At 67.4% G+C, this 20,073-nt stretch carries 19 protein-coding genes; 11 read left to right on the forward strand and 8 right to left on the reverse strand.

What is annotated here, in order from left to right:
* Positions 1 to 37: 37 nt before the first annotated feature.
* Entirely contained in the window at positions 38 to 1,426 is a 1,389-nt protein-coding gene (locus tag C8D78_RS02705; protein ID WP_120950314.1) for a sigma 54-interacting transcriptional regulator, read from the reverse strand.
* Between the two features lie 146 nt (positions 1,427 to 1,572).
* Between C8D78_RS02705 and C8D78_RS02710 the strand changes: the two genes are divergently transcribed.
* Complete coding sequence (locus tag C8D78_RS02710; RefSeq protein ID WP_120950315.1) at positions 1,573 to 2,256, forward strand: MSMEG_4193 family putative phosphomutase; 684 nt, start codon at positions 1,573 to 1,575, stop codon at positions 2,254 to 2,256.
* Between the two features lie 13 nt (positions 2,257 to 2,269).
* A complete protein-coding gene (locus C8D78_RS02715; RefSeq protein WP_120950316.1) occupies positions 2,270 to 2,971 on the forward strand; it encodes an SCO1664 family protein in 702 nt (233 codons plus the stop codon).
* Between the two features lie 103 nt (positions 2,972 to 3,074).
* Here the strand turns inward: C8D78_RS02715 and C8D78_RS02720 are convergent, their stop codons facing one another.
* Together C8D78_RS02720 and C8D78_RS02725 are read right to left on the reverse strand one after the other, a co-directional pair.
* Positions 3,075 to 4,331, reverse strand: coding sequence for an FAD-dependent oxidoreductase (locus C8D78_RS02720; RefSeq protein ID WP_120950317.1), 1,257 nt, complete (start codon positions 4,329 to 4,331; stop codon positions 3,075 to 3,077).
* Positions 4,324 to 5,688: an MFS transporter gene (locus C8D78_RS02725; RefSeq protein ID WP_120950318.1), complete on the reverse strand. Its 1,365-nt coding sequence runs from the start codon at positions 5,686 to 5,688 to the stop codon at positions 4,324 to 4,326. Before C8D78_RS02725 ends, C8D78_RS02720 begins: the two co-directional genes overlap by 8 nt.
* Before the next feature lie 48 nt (positions 5,689 to 5,736).
* Here C8D78_RS02725 and C8D78_RS02730 point away from each other — a divergent pair, with 48 nt between their 5' ends.
* The 6 genes from C8D78_RS02730 (at position 5,737) to C8D78_RS02755 (ending at position 11,339) form a co-directional block, all read left to right on the forward strand.
* The gene (locus C8D78_RS02730; RefSeq protein WP_120950673.1) at positions 5,737 to 6,558 is read left to right on the forward strand and encodes an IclR family transcriptional regulator; all 822 of its coding nucleotides are present in this window, start codon (positions 5,737 to 5,739) and stop codon (positions 6,556 to 6,558) included.
* 124 nt (positions 6,559 to 6,682) lie between these two features.
* Positions 6,683 to 7,813, forward strand: a complete 1,131-nt coding sequence (locus tag C8D78_RS02735; protein WP_120950319.1) for a cupin domain-containing protein — start codon at positions 6,683 to 6,685, stop codon at positions 7,811 to 7,813.
* Positions 7,813 to 8,637, forward strand: a complete 825-nt coding sequence (locus C8D78_RS02740) for a fumarylacetoacetate hydrolase family protein (protein WP_120950320.1) — start codon at positions 7,813 to 7,815, stop codon at positions 8,635 to 8,637. The genes C8D78_RS02735 and C8D78_RS02740 overlap by 1 nt, the downstream gene beginning before the upstream one ends.
* Positions 8,637 to 9,395, forward strand: a complete 759-nt coding sequence (locus C8D78_RS02745; protein WP_120950321.1) for a maleylpyruvate isomerase family mycothiol-dependent enzyme — start codon at positions 8,637 to 8,639, stop codon at positions 9,393 to 9,395. Before C8D78_RS02740 ends, C8D78_RS02745 begins: the two co-directional genes overlap by 1 nt.
* 206 nt (positions 9,396 to 9,601) lie before the next feature.
* Entirely contained in the window at positions 9,602 to 10,801 is a 1,200-nt protein-coding gene (locus C8D78_RS02750; RefSeq protein ID WP_120950322.1) for a luciferase domain-containing protein, read from the forward strand.
* A 130-nt stretch (positions 10,802 to 10,931) separates the two neighbouring features.
* Entirely contained in the window at positions 10,932 to 11,339 is a 408-nt protein-coding gene (locus tag C8D78_RS02755; RefSeq protein WP_120950323.1) for a hypothetical protein, read from the forward strand.
* Between the two features lie 110 nt (positions 11,340 to 11,449).
* Here C8D78_RS02755 and C8D78_RS02760 read toward each other — a convergent pair whose 3' ends face one another.
* From C8D78_RS02760 to C8D78_RS02780, 5 genes are all read right to left on the reverse strand, one after another.
* The gene (locus C8D78_RS02760; protein ID WP_120950324.1) at positions 11,450 to 12,064 is read right to left on the reverse strand and encodes a TetR/AcrR family transcriptional regulator; all 615 of its coding nucleotides are present in this window, start codon (positions 12,062 to 12,064) and stop codon (positions 11,450 to 11,452) included.
* A gap of 26 nt (positions 12,065 to 12,090) precedes the next feature.
* Positions 12,091 to 13,320, reverse strand: a complete 1,230-nt coding sequence (locus C8D78_RS02765; RefSeq protein WP_120950325.1) for an NAD(P)/FAD-dependent oxidoreductase — start codon at positions 13,318 to 13,320, stop codon at positions 12,091 to 12,093.
* Positions 13,317 to 13,511 (reverse strand): ferredoxin, encoded by a 195-nt coding sequence (locus tag C8D78_RS02770; RefSeq protein ID WP_120950326.1) that lies wholly within the window; start codon positions 13,509 to 13,511, stop codon positions 13,317 to 13,319. Before C8D78_RS02770 ends, C8D78_RS02765 begins: the two co-directional genes overlap by 4 nt.
* Positions 13,508 to 14,680 carry a cytochrome P450 gene (locus C8D78_RS02775; RefSeq protein ID WP_120950327.1) on the reverse strand — a complete coding sequence of 391 codons (1,173 nt, stop codon included), beginning with the start codon at positions 14,678 to 14,680 and terminating at the stop codon, positions 13,508 to 13,510. Before C8D78_RS02775 ends, C8D78_RS02770 begins: the two co-directional genes overlap by 4 nt.
* A 111-nt stretch (positions 14,681 to 14,791) precedes the next feature.
* Entirely contained in the window at positions 14,792 to 16,528 is a 1,737-nt protein-coding gene (locus C8D78_RS02780; RefSeq protein WP_120950328.1) for an MFS transporter, read from the reverse strand.
* Between the two features lie 302 nt (positions 16,529 to 16,830).
* Here C8D78_RS02780 and C8D78_RS02785 point away from each other — a divergent pair, with 302 nt between their 5' ends.
* The 3 genes from C8D78_RS02785 to C8D78_RS02795 all read left to right on the forward strand — a co-directional run bounded on the left by C8D78_RS02785 (position 16,831) and on the right by C8D78_RS02795 (position 20,068).
* Positions 16,831 to 17,841: a phosphotriesterase family protein gene (locus C8D78_RS02785; protein WP_244208211.1), complete on the forward strand. Its 1,011-nt coding sequence runs from the start codon at positions 16,831 to 16,833 to the stop codon at positions 17,839 to 17,841.
* Between the two features lie 50 nt (positions 17,842 to 17,891).
* Positions 17,892 to 18,845, forward strand: coding sequence for a phosphotriesterase family protein (locus C8D78_RS02790; protein ID WP_120950330.1), 954 nt, complete (start codon positions 17,892 to 17,894; stop codon positions 18,843 to 18,845).
* 80 nt (positions 18,846 to 18,925) lie between these two features.
* Positions 18,926 to 20,068 (forward strand): FAD-dependent oxidoreductase, encoded by a 1,143-nt coding sequence (locus C8D78_RS02795; protein ID WP_120950331.1) that lies wholly within the window; start codon positions 18,926 to 18,928, stop codon positions 20,066 to 20,068.
* Positions 20,069 to 20,073 lie beyond the last annotated feature (5 nt).

Genomic DNA, 20,073 nt, shown 5'->3' on the forward strand with positions numbered 1-20,073 from the left:
TCTATTCAGTCGAAGAACTACCCGGCCTGGGAACTGCCTAGCCGTAGATGGTGGCCTCGTCGTCGGAATCCTTGGAGATCCGGCGGGCGAGGTAGAGACCCTCCAATGCGAGTTCGACGGCGGCGGCGCGCTGCCCGTCGCTTCCCGCGCCCAGGCGCTCACTGATGTCGTCGTAGAGCCGCGAGCCGTTGAGGGGCGGGAGATTCTGGAGGAACTCCCGGGCGGTGACCAGCTCCCCGGTGGTCACCGTGGTGTGGCCGTCGAGCGCAGCGACGAGCGGACCCATGTCGATGCCGTGGAAATGCGCCCGCACGGCCTCCGCGGTAGCCATGCGCAGGAGATGATCAAGGATGTCCTGTTCCCGGCCCTCCTCCCCCGACTCGAACTCGATCTTCCCGGCGAGGACTTCCACCGCGGCGTCGAGGTCGATGATCCGGGCCACGGCCTCGTCCTCGCCGCGCACACTCGCCCGGCGCAGGGCCGCCGCTGCGACGGTTTCGGCGCCAGCGATGGCGAACCGCGCGGACACTCCGGAAGTCTGGTTGATCGCCGGGGACTGCCGCAACGCCCGGGTGTAGCGGGCCAGGATCTCCAGGATGACCGGCGGCACGCCGGCCACCAGGTGCCCCTCCTGCCGGATGACGGCGACCTCGTCGTCGAGCTCTATCGGGTAATGGGTGCGGATCTCAGCGCCGAAGCGGTCCCGCAGCGGGGTGATGATCCGGCCGCGGTTGGTGTAGTCCTCCGGGTTGGCGGACGCGACCACGAGGACGTCCAAGGGCAGCCGGAGCACGTAGCCGCGGATCTGGATGTCGCGCTCCTCCATCACGTTGAGCATCGAGACCTGGATCCGCTCGGCGAGGTCGGGCAGTTCGTTGATCGCGATGATCCCCCGGTTGGAGCGCGGGACCAGGCCGTAGTGGATCGTTTCCGGATCCCCGAGCCGGCGGCCCTCGGCCACCCGCATGGGGTCGACGTCGCCGATGAGGTCGGCGACGGAGGTGTCCGGCGTCGCGAGCTTCTCGACATACCGTTCCGAACGGTGGCGCCACGCCACCCGCAGCCGGTCCCCCTCGGTGAGGGCAAGGGCGCGGGAGTGCTCCGTGATGGGTTCGTACGGGTGTTCGTTCAGCTCCGAGTCCTCGATCACCGGCGACCACTCATCCAGCAGCCCGGCCAGGGTGCGCAGGAGCCGGGTCTTGCCCTGCCCGCGTTCGCCGAGCAGCACGACGTCGTGGCCGGCGAGCAGCGCCCGCTCGAGCTGGGGCAGGACCGTCCGGCTGAATCCGAACATCCCGGGCCACGGATCCCGGCCAGCGGCAAGGGCCGCGAGCAGGTTGTCGCGGATTTCGCGGCGCAGGTCCTTGTGAACGTGGCCGGAGGCACGCAGTTCACCAACAGTGAAGATATCGGGGCGATCACTCACTCCTCTACGTTAGTCCTCGACGGTGCGGGGAATCGAGAGATTTATCCAGATTTCCAGCTCACCGGGCATCCGCGCGACTTACCGCTGCGCGGCTCCCCCGCCCCTCGCAAGCTCGGGCGGGGCCCCTGCCGCTACGCTTAGTCCTGATGACTGCAGCAACGCCGCCGGCATCGCCGGCACCGACGTCCGGGCCTTCCCCTGAGCGACAGGGCACGCTCCTGCTTCTGGTGCGCCACGGGGAGACGCCGACGACGGGCACGGTGCTGCCGGGGCGGGCACCGGGACTGCATTTGTCGGACCGGGGCCGTGCCCAATCCGAACGGGTGGCGGAACGGCTCGCGGGCTTGCCCGTCGACGCCATCTATTCCTCGCCGCTGGAGCGCGCCAGCGAGACGGCGGAGCCGACGGCGGCCCGCGCGGGGCTGGACGTGAACGCCGACGCCGGGCTGCTTGAGTGCGATTTCGGCGACTGGACCGGCGCCGCGATCGCCGACCTGGCGGCCTTGCCGCAGTGGCAGACCGTGCAGCACAGCCCGTCCACGTTCCGCTTCCCGAACGGCGAAAGTTTCACGCAAATGCAGGCCCGGATCGTGGGAACGGTGGAGGCCTTGCGCACGGCCCACGCCGGAGGCGTCGTCGTATGCTTCTCCCACGCCGATCCCATCAAGGCTGCCGTCGCCCATGCCCTGGGCACGCACCTGGACCTCTTCCAGCGCATCGTCATCAGCCCGGGCTCGGTGTCGGCCATCTCGTTCGTGGAGGGTCAGGCACCCGTGGTGCTCATGGTGAATTCGACCGCGGAACCACTCAGTGGGCTGAGGACGCCGTGAAAAGGGATGAAAAGTGTCCGGCCGGGAGCTGAGCCTGCTCACCGAAGGCCGCATCGAGCTTCTCGGACTGATCCCGCGCAGCAGCAACGAGACGTTCCTCGTCCAGGTCTCCCGCGGGGACGACGCCGCGTACGCGGTCTACAAGCCGGAGGCCGGGGAGAGGCCGCTGTCCGATTTCGAGCCCGGGCTCTATCGGCGGGAACGGGCGGCCTACCTGCTCAGCGAATCCCTGGCGTGGGGACTCGTGCCGCCAACGGTGATCCGCGAGGAAGCGCCCCTCGGGATCGGTTCGCTGCAGTGGTTCATCGAGTGCGACTTCCAGGAGCATTACTTCACGCTGTACGAGGGCGCCCCCGAGACCCACCGCGAGCTGGCGCGGATCGCCCTGTTCGACTACATCGCCAACAACACCGACCGCAAGAGCGGTCACGTGCTGCGCGGTCTTGACGGACGGGTGTGGGGCATCGACCACGGGCTGTGCTTCTCGGCAGACTTCAAACTGCGCACCGTGATCTGGGACTTCGCCGGTGATCCCGTCCCCGGGAACCTCCTTGAGGACATCGCGCCGCTCGCTGAGGCCGTGCCGCCAGATGTGGCCGGGCTTCTCGACCATGCGGAAGTCGCAGCCCTGCAGCGCAGGGTGCGGCGCTTGCTGCGTGAGGGGGTGCTGCCGATTGACCGCACCGGCATGCGCTATCCGTGGCCGCTGGTTTAGGCGAGGCACGAACGTGCTGCGGGCCGGCCCCGTGGGGAGCCGGCCCGCAGCTGTAGGTCAGCCGCCGGATCATCCGATAGCCGGACCCCGGCCCGGCCGCGGGTCAGGCGGAAATCCGGTCTGTCAGGCTGGCCCGGGCCTCACGGACGGCCGGTACGCCGTCGCCGTACTGGCCGTACAGCCAGTCGTTGTACTGCAAGTCGTTGTCCTTCCGGCTCTTGAAGAGCAGATTGCGCAGTGTCCGGGCTAGTCCGGACACGTGCCAGGATTCACCCCAGACGCGGGCGGTGCGCTGGACCCGGGCCGTGCGGCCGGCACGGATGGTGTTGAACTCCTTGATCGCGCCGTCCCAGGCTTCCGGGTTGACGCCTCCCTGGGTGAAGACGGTGCCATTGGTGGCGTCTTGCAGCACGGCGGCGTCCTCGAGCGCCTGGCAGGCGCCCTGGGCGAGGTACTGGAGCATCGGGTGCGCGGCGTCGCCCATCAGCACCATTCGGCCGGCAACCCAGTTTTCGATCGGATCGCGGTCGTACATGGGCCAGCGGATGCCGGTGGCCAGGTTCTTGAGCGCTTCCTGAACGGCCGGGACACAATCCTTGTACGCGGCCTCTAGCTCGTCCACACCGCCGTACTGCTCTTCGCCGCGTTCGAACGAGGCGGACTTGAAGACGGCCACGGTGTTCAACAGCTCGCCCTTGCGCAGGGGGTACTGCACGAGGTGGCAGTCCGGTCCGAGGTAGACGATCACGTCTTCGAGATCGGCCTTGGGCGTGTTTTCGGTGATCGGGACGGTGCCGCGGTACGCGACGTAGGCCGAGGGGACGGGCTCATCGTTGGCCACGAGCGGACGCAGGGTGGACTTGAGTCCGTCGGCGCCGATCACGACGTCGGCCTCGTAGTCCACGCCCGCTGCGGTGTGGGCAACGCCGCGGCCGTTGACGGTTTCAACGCTCTCGACCATGACGTCGTTGACGAGCTTGACGCCCGCCGCCTCGCAGCCTTCGAGCAGGACCCGGTGCAGGTCGCTGCGGTGGATCACGACGTACGGCGCGCCGTAGCGTTCCTCGAATTCCCCGCCAAGGCTCTGGCGGGTGAGCTCCTCGCCGGTGACGGCGTCGCGGAAGACCAGGTGCTTGGGCTGGACGCCGATTTCCAGCGCCTTTTCCAGCAAGCCCCAGCGCCGCAGAACGCGGGAGGCGTTCGGGGCCATCTGCAGGCCCGCGCCGACCTCGCCGAATTCGGGGGCCCGCTCCACGAGGGTGACGTTGGCGCCGTTTTCACGCAGCGCGAGGGCTCCGGCCAGTCCGGCCATTCCCCCTCCGATGACGAGGACATCGGTGGACGTGGCGTGCTCAGACATTGCTTGCTCCTGTTGATGTAAGTGAGGGTGAGGTTGAGAGTTTGGACTTGAGTTTGAGGCCGACGGCGGCCAGCAGTACCGCGGCGATGGCGGCTGCACCGGCGAAGGCGAGGAAATTGGAATTGACGCCCAGTCCGGCGGCCAGCAGGAGGCCACCGATCTGGGGTGCGGCGACGGCGCCTATGCGGCCCGTCCCCAGGGCCCAGCCCAGCGCGGTTCCGCGGAGGTGTCCGGGATAGTGACTTGCGACGGCGGCGATAATCAGGCACTGCGTGCCGTGCGTGCCGACCCCGGCGAGGACCAGCATGAGGTACACGATCGTCACGGGCGGACCGGTCACGAGGACCACGAGGGCTCCGGCGGCGACGGCGGCAGCCGCGATCGCCGTCGGGATCGGACCAAAGCGGGTCCCGGCCCAGGCCGTGATGACCGAGCCGGCCACCGCACCCAGGTTGAGGGCGAGGGCGAACGTCAGGGCGGAACCGAGGTTGTAGCCGGCCAGTTGCATGAGGTTTGGCAGCCACGTACCGAGTCCGTACCAGGCGAACAGGGTGGCGATGGTCGCCACTGCGAACAGCACGCTTACCCCTAGGTACGGGGCGCGGAGCAGGGAGGAGAAGCCGGCGGGCTTCTTGATCAGGTGGCCCGGGCTGGAGGCCTTGTGAGCCGCCTCGCCAGGTGCACTGCCTGCCGCGCTGACCGGTGCCAGGGTCTCCGGCAGATATTTCAGTCCGAGCGGCACCACGACCATCAGGGCCAGCACCGCTACGAGGAACATGGACTGCCAGCCGAACGCCGGGATCAGCTGGATGCCGACCAGGGCGGCGATGGATCCGCCAATCGGGACGCCGGACATCATCAAGGTGGCGACGGTGGAGCGCCATTTGGGCGTGACGAGTTCGGCCACGAGCGCATTGGCCGAGGGCACCAGCCCGCCGAGTCCAATGCCGGCGAGGAGCCGCAGGACGCCGAAGACCGGGGCACTAGGGGCGAACGCGCAGAGGATCGTGAAGATCGAAAAAACGATGGCACAGCCCAGGATGGTGCGGCGCCGGCCCCACGAGTCGGCCATGCGGCCGGCGAAGATCGCCCCGATCATCATGCCGACGAAGGCCATGGAGCCGATGGTTCCGGCCGTGGCCTTGTTCAGGCCCCAGCCGGTCCCAGAGATCAGGGAGGACTGAACGGTGCCGTAGACAATGAGATCGTAGCCGTCGAAGACCACCAGGAGCCAGCAGACGAGGACGGCCGCGGCCGAGCCTTTGGAAAACCGCGATGCAGGCCCATCGGCGGTAGTGGGGCGGGCCAAGCCCGGTGTCGGCCGCTCCGGCGCTGCAGCGGAAGGTGTGTGATTCATCCCACTACTGTCATGGAGATTGCAGACGAACAACAATACAATTCTGATGTGCAGAACAACTCGCCAACCAAGTCCACCCGGAAGCCCGTCCAAAAGCGGCCGACCTATTCCATCGAGGCGGTGGATAATGCGCTGCAACTCCTGCAGCTGCTCCGCGACGGCGGCGCGCTGCGGCTCAAGGACGCCGCCGCCGAGCTCGGCGTAGCCCCCTCCACCGCCCACCGGCTCCTGGCGATGCTGGTCTACCGGGGCTTTGCCGTGCAGGATGAAAACCGCCGCTATGTTCCCGGGGCGGCCATGGGGGTCGGGCCGGCGGGCCTGAGCTGGACCAGGCTGCTGCGCTCGCTCGCCCAGCCGCACATGGAGCTGCTCTCGGCTCAACTGAACGAGACCGTCAACCTCATGGTGCGGGTGGGCACCAAAGTTCGCTTCCTGGCCACGGTGGAAGGGAACAACGTGTTGCGCATTGGTGACCGGCAGGGCACGGTCATGCCCGCCAACAGGACGTCGGGCGGCAAGGCCATGCTTGCCGAACTGGAACCCCACATGATCGACCAACTCTTTCGCAGCAACAATGCCGAAATTGGCGGGGACACCATTCCCGCCGCCGAGTACCCGGCGTTCCTGCGCGAGCTTGAGTCAATCCGCAGCAACGGCTTCGCGGCCAATTTCGAGGGGACGGAGGAGGGGGTGAGCGCCCTCGGGATGGCCCTGCATAACCGGCACGGGCACGTCGTCGGTGCACTCAGCGTCGCCACCCCCTCGACCCGCTTCCGCCGGGTGTTCGACGCCGGACTCGTCCCCGCGCTGCGGGAAACCTGCCGGCAGCTGGAGATTGACATCGCGGCCAATCCGGCAGATCCGGAGTAGGCGCAGCCGGGAATCCGACGTGACAGGCAGATAATTCTGACTGACAGAATATGTTGGGGGTCACACGCCCGGCTCCGTAGAGTCGAACTACGCCAAGAACTGTTCACCTACCGAGGAGGCCCACGTGTCCATCAGCGCCGAGAACACGACCCATGAATCAGTGGCCGCGGGGCACGTTGCTCCGGAGCCGACGCCCGAAGAAGCCGCGCAGCTCAAGGAGCTGTACCGGGACTTTGATCGGGAGAACCTGATCCCGCTGTGGACCGAGATCGCGGATTTGATGCCGATGGTCCCGAGCCCGAAGGCGGTGCCCCACGTGTGGCGGTGGAGCGACCTGTACCCGCTGGCCGCCCGCGCCGGGGACCTGGTCCCGGTGGGCCGCGGCGGGGAACGCCGTGCCATCGCCCTGGCGAACCCGGGCCTGGGGAACACCCCGTACGCCACCCCCACCCTGTGGGCGGCCATCCAGTACCTCGGCGCCCGCGAGACCGCCCCCGAACACCGCCACTCGCAGAACGCCTTCCGCTTCGTCGTCGAGGGAGAGGGCGTGTGGACGGTCGTGAACGGGGACCCGGTGCGGATGTCCCGCGGCGACTTCCTGCTGACCCCGGGCTGGAACTTCCACGGCCACCACAACGACACCGATGAGCCGATGGCCTGGATCGACGGGCTGGACATCCCGTTCGTGCACTACGCCGACGCCGGGTTCTTCGAGTTCGGCACCGAACGCGTCACCGATGAGGCCACCCCGGACATCTCCCGCGCCGAACGGCTCTGGGCGCACCCGGGCCTGCGCCCGCTCTCCGGGCTGGATGACACCACGAGCTCCCCCATCGCGGCCTACCGCTGGGAATACACGGACCGGGCCCTGACCGAGCAGCTGCTCCTCGAGGACGAGGGCCACCCGGCCACGGTCTCCCAGGGCCACGCCGCCGTGCGCTACACCAACCCCACTACCGGCGGGGACGTGATGCCGACCATCCGGGCCGAGTTCCACCGCCTGCGCGCCGGCGCCTCCACCGAGTCCGTCCGCGAGGTCGGTTCCAGCGTGTGGCAGGTCTTCGAAGGATCCGGCTCGGTGGTCCTAAACGGCGAAACCCGGACCCTGGCGAAGGGTGACCTGTTCGTCGTCCCGTCCTGGGCCGCCTGGTCACTGCAGGCAGACACCGAATTCGATCTCTTCCGCTTCAGCGACGCCCCCATTTTCGAACGGCTGAACTTCAACCGCACCTACATCGAAGGACGCACCAAGTAATGAGACTCCTCACCCTCCGCACCCCCGCCGGCAATAAGGCTGTCCGCCAGGACGGCGACACCCTGACCGAGATCGACGGCTTCGCCGACGTTGGGGAACTCCTCCGCACCCCGGGCTGGGAAGCGACCGCAAAGGCAGCGGCCGGCGCCACGCACCCGGCCGAGGGCGCGGACCTGGACGCCGTCGTCCCCTCCCCCGGCAAGATCATCTGCGTGGGCCACAACTACCGCAACCACATCAAGGAAATGGGCCGGGAAGTCCCCGAGTACCCCACCCTGTTCGCCAAGTACCAGGAATCCCTGATCGGCCCGAACGATGACCTGGCCCTGCCGCAGGAATCCGACGCCGTCGACTGGGAGGCCGAACTCGCCGTCGTGATCGGCAAAAAGGGCCGCCGGATCAGCGAGGCCGACGCAGCGGACCACATCGCGGGCTACGCCGTGCTGAACGATGTGTCCATGCGGGACTACCAGTTCCGCACCATCCAGTGGCTGCAGGGCAAGACCTGGGAAAAGTCCACCCCCTTCGGCCCGGCCCTGGTCACCAAGGACGAATTCGCCGCCGGCCCGCTGATGACCTCCGCGGTGGACGGCGAAGTCCAGCAGCAGACCCCCACCGGCGACCTCGTCTTCACCCCCGAGTACCTGGTGTCCTATATCTCCACCATCATCACGCTGAACCCGGGCGACGTGATCGCCACCGGCACCCCGGGCGGCGTGGGTCACGCCCAGGACCCGAAGCGCTACCTCCAGGAAGGCCAGGTCCTGGTGACCACCATCGAGGGACTGGGCCAGCTGAAGAACCGCGTCATCAAGGAAGCCTGATGGTTGCCCGCCATGACCTGACAACGGACCCGGAGCTGCTCGCGGCCCTGCTGCAGGCACGGCGCGGCACGGCGTTCTTTGCCCGCAAGCTCAACGAGCTCTCGGATGCGGACCTCGACGGCGACTCGCTGCTGCCGGGCTGGACCCGCCGGCACATCACGGCGCACATCGGCTACAACGCCCGGGCCATCGCCCGGCTGGTTGAGTGGGCTGCCACCGGCGTCGAGACCCCGATGTATCCCTCCACGGAGGTCCGGGACCACGAGATCGACTTCGGCGCCACGCTGAGCCCGATCGCGCTCCGGCACCTCTTCGACCACTCCGCCGTGCACCTGAACGTCGAATGGCGGGACCTGCCCGGGGACGCCTGGCACCACACAGTCCGGACCATCCAGGGCCGCGAGGTGCCCGCCACGGAAACGGTCTGGATGCGCAGCCGGGAAGTCTGGATGCACGCCGTCGACCTCGCCAACGGCGCGGCCTTCGGGGACATCCCGGAACCCGTGCTCGAACGGCTCCTGAAGGACATCACCGGCGCCTGGAAGACCCGCGGTACCGACAAGGACCTCGTCCTCAAAGTCACGGACCGGAACCTCACCTTCGGGGACACGACGTCGGAATCCCCCGCCATCGTCTCCGGACCGCTGGCCGCCGTCGTCGAATGGGCCGCCGGCCGGGGCAGCGGCGGCGTCACCGCCGCCGGGCCGGGCCGTGCCGCCCTAAACAGCACGGTGCCGGCCGCGCCGAAGTGGATCTGAGCCCGTCGCAGCCCTGATTGCGCCGCAAGGAAGTCGCAGCCTGGGCCGCAGCTTCTGGATGCAGGCAGCGGTCAGCGGAGGTGCTGATCCGGGTCCGAGCCTTCGCGGCGGGACCCGAAATAGTTGACCGGGAATACGCAATCCTCGATAATAGTTGAAGCTTCAATAAACATCCTTGCGTCAACTTCCCCCAAGCAGGAGCTTTCATGCGTATCCCCGAGACATCCACGGTCGTGGGCGACCCTTCCCTGAGCGCTTCACCGGAGGTGGCGACGGCCGGTTCCTCCGACCCGGCGGCGCCGCTGGTGGTGCTGCTGCATGGCCGGGGCTCAAGCGAGCGTGACATCATTGCCCTCGCCGACCAGCTTCCACCCGATGCCGCCTATGCTGCAGTACGGGCGCCGATTGCCGAGGGCGGCGGCTACGCGTGGTTTGCCAACCGCGGCATCGGCCGCCCGGTTGCGGAGTCACTGGCCGCTGGCATGGCATGGTTCCGGACCTGGCTCGACGCCGTTGCCCCCGACGGCCGGCCGGTAGTGCTGGTCGGCTTCAGCGGCGGTGCAGCATTCGCTGGCGGACTGGTGCTTGCGGATCCGCAACGTTTTTCCGGCGCGGCCATTCTGTACGGCACCCTGCCGTTCGACGCCGGAGTCCCCGTCACCCCGGCCCGGCTGGCTGGTGTCCCGGTATTCGTAGCCCAGGGTGATCAGGACAGGGTCATTCCGCCAGAGCTGCTGGCGCGCACCTGGCAGTACCTGCTGACCGACTCGGCAGCGCCTGCCTATGCCCGTCGCGACCCCGGGGGGCATCACATCAGCCCCCGGACGCTCGGCGAACTCGGGGGCTGGATCCACGAGCGTTTGTCCTTCCTTGGCCGCCCGGGAGCAGCCGTCCGCACCGCCAGCAGCGTTCATTGGGCACAGCTGCCGGAGGGGCACCTGCCCGTCCGGGCTGGTCAGCGTCCCGCGGTGTCGTGGACGATTCCGCAGGAGCAACTCAGTGACAATGCGCCGCTGGACCTTCAGGAAAGATTGTTCTCACAGATTCGTTCCCTGGCAGGCGTCTCGAGCTCGCAGTCCGCGATCTCGGTGCCCGGTGCGCGGGGCTTCATGGTGACGCCGCCGCTTGGTGCCCCCGCGGATGCGTTCCTGGTTCGTTCCGCCGGTGAGTTTGCCCACCAGCATCCGACGCGCGACGGCTCGCTCCATCTGGCGCTGCCGCCGGAACTCGTCGCGGATGCAGTGGCCAAGGGCTGGGCGGTGTCCCACCCTCTGGCCGGCATCCGGTTGGCCCGAGGCATGGTCATGGTCTACGGGCCCCGCGACGAGAACGAGCTGCGCGTCGTCGCGGCCTTGGTGGCGACCAGTCACGCGTACGCCATGGGCGGCATCGCTGATGCCTCCTAGGGGCTAGTGCGGTTGAGCCTCGCCTACCCCTCCGGTCAGGATTCCCGGCCCGGTGCGCGGCCCTGTGCCTGGCGTTTCACGCTGCGGCGCGCTCGGGAGCGCGCCGCAACCTTGCCCAATCGCGCCTGGATTGAGAGCAAGCCGCCAGCTCGCCACCGCCCTGGACGACGTTCCCGTGGTCGGCTCAGGTCCTGTGGCGATCGCCGATTTCGCGGGCCGCTACTTTGATTTTTCCAAGAGCTCCCCGGGGCTCGCCCGACTCACGTGTTGGGAGGGGCTTGAGCTGGGACACCCGGTCGGTGCCCAGGCGCGCGCCCTCCGCTCGGCGAATAAAGTGAGTGAGATCCGCGGTGCACTCCCCACAGCGAGTGAGGCGGCAGCGGAAGACCTGCTGCTGACCATCGTCGCGCTGTGCCACGCCTGGGTGTCGAGCCCCAATGTCCCTCTGGTGATCACCGGAACGCCGGACGAGGAACGAAGGCGGGTGTCGATCATGCGAACCAGCGAACTGCTCGCTCTCGACGCCGCGGCCCCGTAATGGACCAGGAAATGCCCCGTCGGCGAAGGGGCTCTTCCTGGTCCAAGCTCGCTGTCTTTCGGCGGCCCGGCCCGGCCCAGCCCGGGGAGACGATTTGGGGCGTACCCCGCTTAACCTTCAGCGCACAGCAGGTGATACCAGTTGTCGGCCAGCACCTCGAGGGCATGCTCGCGGTTTGGTTCGAACTTGCGTCGCGTCCAGAGCGTGGCCACGTAGTCGAGCGCGGTGAAGGCGAGGGTTCCGCGGATGTGACGCGTCTCCTCCGAGAAGCGCCCGGCCAGCTGCATGCCGCGGACGAGATCGGAAATGACCTCCTCATGCCATCCGTCGACCATGGAGCGCACCTCACGATCGACGGCGGCAGCCTCGTCGAGCACATCGAGGTAGGGACGGAAGACCGGCCACAGCACGGCCCGCGACTCCAGCCAGGCCAGGATGCCCGGCAGCTCCCCCGCCCGCACCACGTCAACGAGATCGGGAGCGGTGGATCCGCTCCCCGGGGCGTCCGCACGGTCCAGCACGGCGTTCACACGCGCCATGAAATCCCGCATCAGATCAGCACGTGAGGGGTAGTAGGCGTAGAAGGTCGCCCTCGTGGTGCCGGCCGCCGCGGCGATCTCGTCGATGGTGGTGGTGGCGTAACCCTTCTCGGTGAAGAGTTCGAGGGCCCGCTCCACGATCATGTCGCGGGTGAGCTTCTTCTGGGCTTCTCGCAACGACGACATGGATCAATCCTAGCGGTGATGTGGCCTCAAACCCGGGCGGGCGACACCGGACGCAGCGCGGCCGGCCCGGCGTCGGCCAGCCGGCGGAGTTTGGGGATCGGGATCCTGTAGTTGACGGCGGCAGCGGTCCCGTAACCGTCAGGGTTGTCCCACCGCAGGAGCACCGACCCGTCCTCCCGGCCCGGCTCGCAATAATCGGGGGCGCCCTCCACCGGCGTGAAGCCGACCGATTTGAGCGACAGCCCGAAGCCCTCCGTCCAAAAATAGGGCTGGAAGTTGAACTCGGGTGCGGCGTCGCCCTGAAGCAGGCCGGCAGCCGCGACCTTCGCCTGGTCGATGGCGCTCGTCCACAGCGGAACCCGCTGCACGCCGCGTCGGGTCGGGAAGAACGCGACGTCGCCGGCCGCCACGATCTCCGGCCGGAGCCGGCCACGCGAGTCGACGCGCAGCGACCCCTCGGTGAGCAGATTGGAGCCCGCCAGCCAGCCGATGTTCGGCTCATCGCCGACGGCGGTGACCACGAGATCCGCCTCCAGTTCGGTGCCGTCGGCCAGGACAACCCTGGCGCCGGCACCGTGACCGGCAAGTCGGGCCTTCCCGCCGCCCACCACCCGCAGTCCGCGCCTGACGGCGGCGGCAGTGAAGAGACTAGCCAGATGCCCGCCCAGCTGACGCGACAGCGGCTTGGCGTCCGAGACGAGTGTGACCTCGCAGCCCACGTGCAGGCAGCCGGACGCGACCTCCATGCCGAGCGGTCCCCCGCCGATCACTATGACCGAGGGGCGCGATGCGAGGCGTTCCCTGAGAAGGATCGCATCCTCGATGGTGCGCAGGGTGAACTCCCGGGGTGAGTCGTCCTGGTGCGGTCCGGCGGCTCCCTGCCCGTCGGCGAGGCGCTTCGCGCGGGAACCGGAGGCGATGACGAGGCCGTCATACGGCAGGCCACCGCCCCCGTCCAGGAGTACCCGCCGGGCCTCGACGTCCAGGCCCGTGGCGCTCACGCCGAGCAGCTCCTCTGCTTCGTGGGTCGGTGCCGGGAGTACATGCGCCTGGAGGGCGTCGTCGCCTTTTCCATTCACACTCGTCCCGTCCACACTGTGCAGCAGCGCCTTGGACAGGGCGGGGCGGCTGTAGGGGTGGTGCCGCTCGGCGCCCACAATGGTGAGCTCGCCGTCGAACCCGGCCGAGCGCAGCGAGTCACAGGCCGTCAGCCCGGCAATGCCGTTGCCGACCACCACGATCCTGCGCATCGTCATGCCGCGGCCAATCGGAGCGCGGCGACGGGGCAGACCCGGACCGCCGACCTGGCAGCATCGAGGTCCGGGCCGTCCACCTCCGGCACATCAATGACCAGCTCGCCGTCGTCGTCGAGGTGCATCAGCTGCGGTGCGGCTTCCTCGCAGAGGCCGTGCCCCTCGCAGCGGGGCCGGTCCAGTTCGATCCTCATGCTGACACCACCTTTTCGAGGTTCAACTTCTCGAAACTCCGCGTGATGTTGCTGGGCTCGCGGAGTTCGCCGGAGACGGTCAGCGATTTCACCCTGCGGGCCAGGGCCTCGATGATGGCATGCGCTTCCAGCTTCGCCAGGCCCTGGCCGGCACAGCCGTGCGGTCCGTAGCCGAAGGACAGGTGGTCCACGGGGTTGCGGATGATGTCAAAGGAGTCAGGGTTCCCGTAGTGGCGCGGGTCCCGGTTGCCGGCACCGAAGAGGATGCCCACTTGGGCGCCGGCGGGAATCGTGACTCCGTCGATTTCCACGTCTCGGGTGGCTTTGCGGCCCCAGATGTGGACCGGTGCCCAGTAGCGCAGCACTTCGGCAAAAGCCGCGGGGACGAGGTCCGGGTTCTCCCGGACCAGCTCGAACTGCTCCGGGTGGCGGCCGAACAGCGCGACGATGTTCCCAATCGAGGCGATGGTCGTGTCGACGCCGGCACCCAGGTACTGGTGGATGATGTGGCCCGCCGAGCCCTGGGGGATGTCGCCGCGCGTCTCGGCGTCGAAGATTCCGCGGCCGATTGAGCCGGGTGCGAGGTCGTCGGCGGTGACCGAGGAGCACCAGCCGTAGAGCTCGCCGGCGATCGGGAAGCTCTCCTGAGTGCGCTGGTTCAGCGGGCCGATGACCTGCATCGCGGCCTGGCCCCAGCGCAGCATGTTGTCCTTGACGTGTCCGCTGAAGCCAATGAGATCGGCAACTATTTCGATCGGGAAGGCCCGGGCCAGCGCGTCGATCGCCTCGAAGCTGCCGCTGGCGGCGAGCTCTGCCACGAGCTTGTCTGCCTTCTCGTCGATGGTCACCTTCAGGCCGCGGAGTGCGCGGGGGGTGAGATTCTGCGACAGCGTGGCGCGGAGCTGCGTGTGCGTAGGCGGGTCAGAGGCCAGCGAGGTGCCCTGCAGCGCCTCGTTCACCATGAGGTTGAAGCCGATGCTGGTGGATGAGAAGGTCTCCGGATCGCCGAGTGCGTCGCGGATGGCGTCGTAGCGCGTCAGGACGTACAGGTCGTTCTTGGGCAGGTGGACCACGGCGGCCTGCTCGCGGAGCGAGGCATATGTGGGATACGGGTCAACAAGGATGCGGTCATCCCAGATGTCGATGTCGGATTCAGTGGGTGCAGTCACGGTGTTCTCCTTTTTGAAGGATCTGTGGTGTGAAGGATCAGTGGTGTGAAAGATCGGTGGTGTGAAGGATCAGTGGCGTAAGGATCATGGCGGGGCCGGGAGCCGTCAGTCTCAGACGGCGGCCTCAGCGTTCGCTTCGGTAGTCTCCGCGATGTCGTCGGTCGTGGGTGCCGAGGAACGTGCGGAGATGAAGAGGGTAAGAACGGCGGAGAGCGTCGCCGCGATGCCGGCGGTGAGGTAGACAATCCGGAAGCCCTGGCCGAGGGAGGTTCCCGCCGCTCCCTGGATTTGCTGCTTCGCGGCGGTGAGGGACTTGACCATGGCGTCGACGGCATCGGCAGGTGCGCCGCTCGCGGTTGCGTGGCCGGAGAACTGCGCGATGACGCCATCCCAGCCTGAGAGGTAGCCCAGTGGCGGCACGTTCGACAGCCCGGCGACGGCGTCGGCCGGTAGTCCCGCCCCGCTGAGGATTCCGGCGAGGGGTTCTGCGAACACGGTGGCTCCGATTCCGAACGCGATGGCTGAGCCGATGACCGGGCCCAGTGCGAAGCCGAGGTCGCGCAGGAGGTTGGTCGTGGCAGAGGCCATGCCGATGTGCTGCGGCTGGACAGTGTTGATGGCGACGGCGGTGATGGAGCCGACCGTCAGCGCGAAGCCGATGCCCAGCATCAAGAGCGGCGGAATGAACGCCGTCCAGGGCGTTCCGCCGAAGGCCTCCGGCGTGCCCAGGGCGAACGTCGACAGCCAGTAAGCGGAGAGAGCCATGAATGCGAAGCCCGCCGTGAGCACCCAGCGCGGGGCCACGTGGTGGATGAGCCAGCCCACCACTGGGATGAAGGCGAATGCCGGGCCCTGGATGAAGACGAACAGCACACCGACCTTCCAGGCTTCGGCGAGGGCAAGTCCGCCCACGGCGACACTCGTGCTGAAACACACCGCAAGGAAAGCGAACATGCCCGTCACCGCGACGATCCCCGTGATCGAGTAGGCGCTGTTCCTGAACAAAGAGAGGTGGATGAGCGGCTGCTTGGTCCGCATCTCGATGACGACGAAGACGATCAGGAGGAGGCCGCCTGATACATAGCTTGCGATCACCTCAGGACTGCCGAAACCGGCGTCGACCGCCTGCACGGTAGCGAAGAGGACGGCGATCAGGCCGAGCGCGAGGGTAATCTGGCCGGGCAGGTCCAACTTGCGTCCCTCGGCGGCTGCGGAGTCCTTCGCCCGTACCGCAACGATGAGGACGGCGACGGCGATCGCGGCGGCAATGTAGTACGCCACGCGCCAACCACTGAAGACGTTCGGCGCGCCTGCCGAGGGGCCGGCCACGGTAAAGGCCTGGGCGGTCAAGCCCGCCAGCATCGGGGAGATCACCGCGCCCAGCGACAAGAACCCGGCCCAGGTGGCGATAACTTTCGCCCGGGCGCGATGCTCCGGGGTGATCGCCGCGATCATGGACAGTGAAATGGGGAAGAGTATGCCCGCCCCAATGCCGCCGACCGCCTGCGCCGCAATCATCATTTCGGTGGTGGAGGCCATCGCCGCCAGGACCGAGCCGGCCACGCTGACCAGGGCGCCCGCGTAAAGCAGCTTCTTCCGGCCGAACATGTCGCCCAGGAGTCCCCAGCTGAGCTCGAACACCACGATGCCCATCATGAACATGCCCGCGATCCAGGTCAGGCCCGCGCCCGAGGTATGAAACTCCACGGCAAAGGTGCCGTTGAGGGCTCCCGGCAGGGCGTTCGTGATCTGGGCGAGTGTGACAGCGCTGTAGGCGGCCACGAAGGTGGCTCGTACAGAACCGCGGCTCGGCGCTGAGCTCGCCGGCGCAGTGGTGGTTTGACTCATCGATGAAACTCCTTTGTTTCGGTGGGCTCTCCGGTAACGCGCCAGAACTGGTGCCCTGCGGGCAAGTGCGGCAGACCGGCGGTAGATGTGGCGTCCCCCACAGTTTGATATCTAGGTTTACACGATGTCAAGACTATGTACGCAACGTCGGCTTCATGAACATCTCATAAAAATCAGTCTGACTATTTCTTTGACACGATGTAAAGAAATATGTGATGCTGAAGCACCGCAAGGGAGCGACGGCGATTGCCAGGCTCCGCGGCGCCCTCCATTCAGAACCCGAACTTCTAGGGAGAATCCACGTGAGTCACCCCACACCCGCCTTGACCGGCGACGCAGTCCACGCCCCGGCCGGGCAAACCGTCAATACGGTCCTGGGTCCGGTCCCTGCGTCCGACCTGGGGGTTGTCGCGGTCCATGAGGCCTTGTTGTCGGTGCTCCCCGGCGCCCAGTACGCCCCGGATATCTCGATGGACCGGGCGGAGATCTTCGAGGCCCTGGCCGCCAAGCTTGCGGACTTTCGCGAGCACGGCGGGCGGACGATCGTCGACAGCACCGGTATGTTCCACGGGCGCGATCTCAGGCTCTACGAGGCGCTCTCGCGCTTTACCGGTGTCCACATCGTCGCCTCCACGGGCCTGGGTCCGGAGGAGGAACTCGGCGGGTACTTCCTGACGCCGCAGACCAACCCGCCCACGCCTTGGCCGGCCGAAAAGTTCGGCGATCTCTTCGGCAAGGAGGTCACTGAGGGGATGGTGGTTCCCCGGGTCGAGCGCCGCGCCGCCGCCGGCATTGTCGCCACAACCGCCGGCCGCACCGGCATGACCCCGACGGAGGAAAGCCTGTTCCGCGGCTCCGCCCGCGCCGCTAGGAACACCGGCGTCCCTGTCTCCATCCGCTTCGGCGCCGATGCCCTGCACGATCTGGACATCGTTCTGGATGAGCAGATCGAGCCCGACCGGGTGCTCGTCGGGGACCTGGACCGCAAGGATGCCGCCGGCTTCGCCGTCGAGGTGGCCGGCCGCGGAGCCTTCGTCGGCATCGACCACGTGGGCCTGAACGACCACACGGACTACCTGACCGACCACGATCGCGCCGCGCTGGTTCTCGAGCTCGTCAAGGCCGGCCATGCCGGCAAGATCATCCTTTCGGGCAACTCGATCGGCGTGGCGAAGGGCCTGCCGGAGTACAACCTGCCCTACAGCCATGTCCTGACCACGTTCGTGCCTTTCCTCAAGGCCAACGGCCTGAGCGAGGAAGACTCCCGGCGCATCCTCGTGGACAACCCGCGCCACCTGCTGACCGTGCGCTAAGCACGCGTCCTCCCGCCACAACAACCTTTTGAACCCCTGAGGTGAACTAAATGACCAAGGTCAACACAGTGCTGGGAACCATCCCGGCCGAAGAACTGGAAATCGTGGCGGTCCACGAACACATCGGCTACGGAATGCCCGGGTCCGAGTTGGACACCAAATGGTGGAAATCGCCGGAGCAGGCCTACGAGGAGACCGTGCCGAAGCTGCGGAAATTCCGCGAATACGGCGGCGGCACTTTCGTGGATGCCACAGGTATCTGCAACGGCCGCGACGTCGACTACTACAAGTCCCTGTCCCGGAAGATAGGCGTGCACATCGTGGCCTGCACCGGATTCGTCGGCGGCGACACCGCACTTCCGCACTTCTCCCGCGCCACGGTGGACTACCTCGCAAAGGTGTTCATCCACGAGATCACCGTCGGTATCGGCAACACGGGCGCCAAAGCCGGCGTCATCAAGGTCGGCGTCAGCCGCGGCGGTCGAATGACGGACCTGGACAAACGCATCTACCGGGCCGCGGCCCGCGCCGCCGTCGTCACCGGGGCGCCGGTCCTGACCCACCTGGCCGTCGACCCCGAACCGGCAGTGGAGATCTTCAAAGAGGAGGGCCTCCCCCTGGACCGCGTGCTTTTCGGCCACGCCGACGACGGCCTGAACGCTCCCGTCACTCCGCACGATTGGATCTACGAGCAGGGCGGCCGAATCGGCTTCGATACCTTCGGGTACGACCTGGAGCTGCCGGACCCGCCGTTCTGGGGCCGCAAGCGTGCCGAGCGCATGGACCACTTCGTCAAGCTCGTCAACAAGGGTTATGCGGACAAGCTCCTCGTTTCGGCCGACGCCAACTGCAGTCCCCTGGGCTGGCCCGGCGTGAAGGGCCACACGATCAACTACATCTTCGAGGACATGATCCCCGACATGCGGGCGGCCGGCATCGACGACGCCACACTCAAACTCCTGCTGGAGGACAACCCGGCGGACTTCCTGTCGCTGCAGGCCTGAGCTGCGGACAGGCCACCACGCCTTACCCGTGCGCCTAGACGTCGCCGGGGCCACGAAAAAGCCAAGAAAGAGATGAAACCATGAAGGCTGAAGAGATAAAAAACCTCAAGATCGCCATCGTCGGCGCAGGCTACGGCGGCGCTGCCGCGGCCAAGGCCCTGAGCCTGCTCGGTGCAGACGTCAAGGTCTACGAGCAGGCTCCCCAGATGGGCGAGGTGGGCGCCGGCATCGGCCTGCGTCCCGCCACCATGGCCCGCTTCCGCCAATGGGGGATCTTCGACGCGGTCGCCAAGGTGAGCTCGGCGAGCGACTACTTCGAAATCCTCACGGCCACCGGCGAGCCGATCATGAAGGACACCTGGCCTGAGTTCGGCGAAGAGAAGCAGACGTACCTCATCCACCGCCGCGACTTCATCGAGGCACTTCTGGGCGTGCTCCCTGAGGGCATGGTGCAGCTTGGCCACAGGTTGGAGTCGATCGAGGACAGGGGCAGCCGATCCGTCCTGACCTTTGCCAACGGGGAGAGCGTCGAGGCGGACCTGGTGGTCGGCGCCGACGGTATCAAGTCCGCGGTGCGGGAGCAGCTCTTCAGCGACAAGGGCCCGGTTTTCTCCGGCGAACACGCCTACCGGGTGGTGATCTCCGCCGACGACGCCCACGGGATGGTGGTCGACGATAACCTGCGGATGTACATCGGCAAGGGCACCAAGGTCTACCTGCTGCCGCTGCGCCACCGCAACCAAATGTCCTTCGACATTACCGCCCTGAACCCGGACGGGACCTGGGCACCCGCCATCACGAAGGAAGAACTCCTCAAAACTGTGGAAGGTTTCGACGAGCGGATCGTGGCGATCGCCGGCGGCCTGGACCCGGCCACCGTGAACATCCGGGCGGTCTACGACATTGACCCCGTGGACACCTGGCACACCGACTCCGTTGTCCTGATGGGAGACGCGGCCCATTCCATGCTGCACCACCAGGGCCAGGGCGCGAACTCCGCCATTGAGGACGCCGGGGCTCTGGCGGATGCGCTGGCCGAGGCCGGTTCGGTCAAGGAAGCGCTGGCCCTGTTCCAGGCAACCCGCAAGCCCGTCACGGACGAACTGCAGCGCATCTCGCGGCAGGGGTGGTCCGAGGAAGAGGTCAACGACGTCTTCCCCGGTCAGAAACCTGCGTCCCAGAACCCCGCCAGCGTAAAAGCACCAGCAGAGTCGAAGGGCTGAACGCC

The organism is Arthrobacter oryzae, from assembly GCF_003634095.1.
GTDB classification, from domain to species: Bacteria; Actinomycetota; Actinomycetes; order Actinomycetales; family Micrococcaceae; genus Arthrobacter; species Arthrobacter oryzae.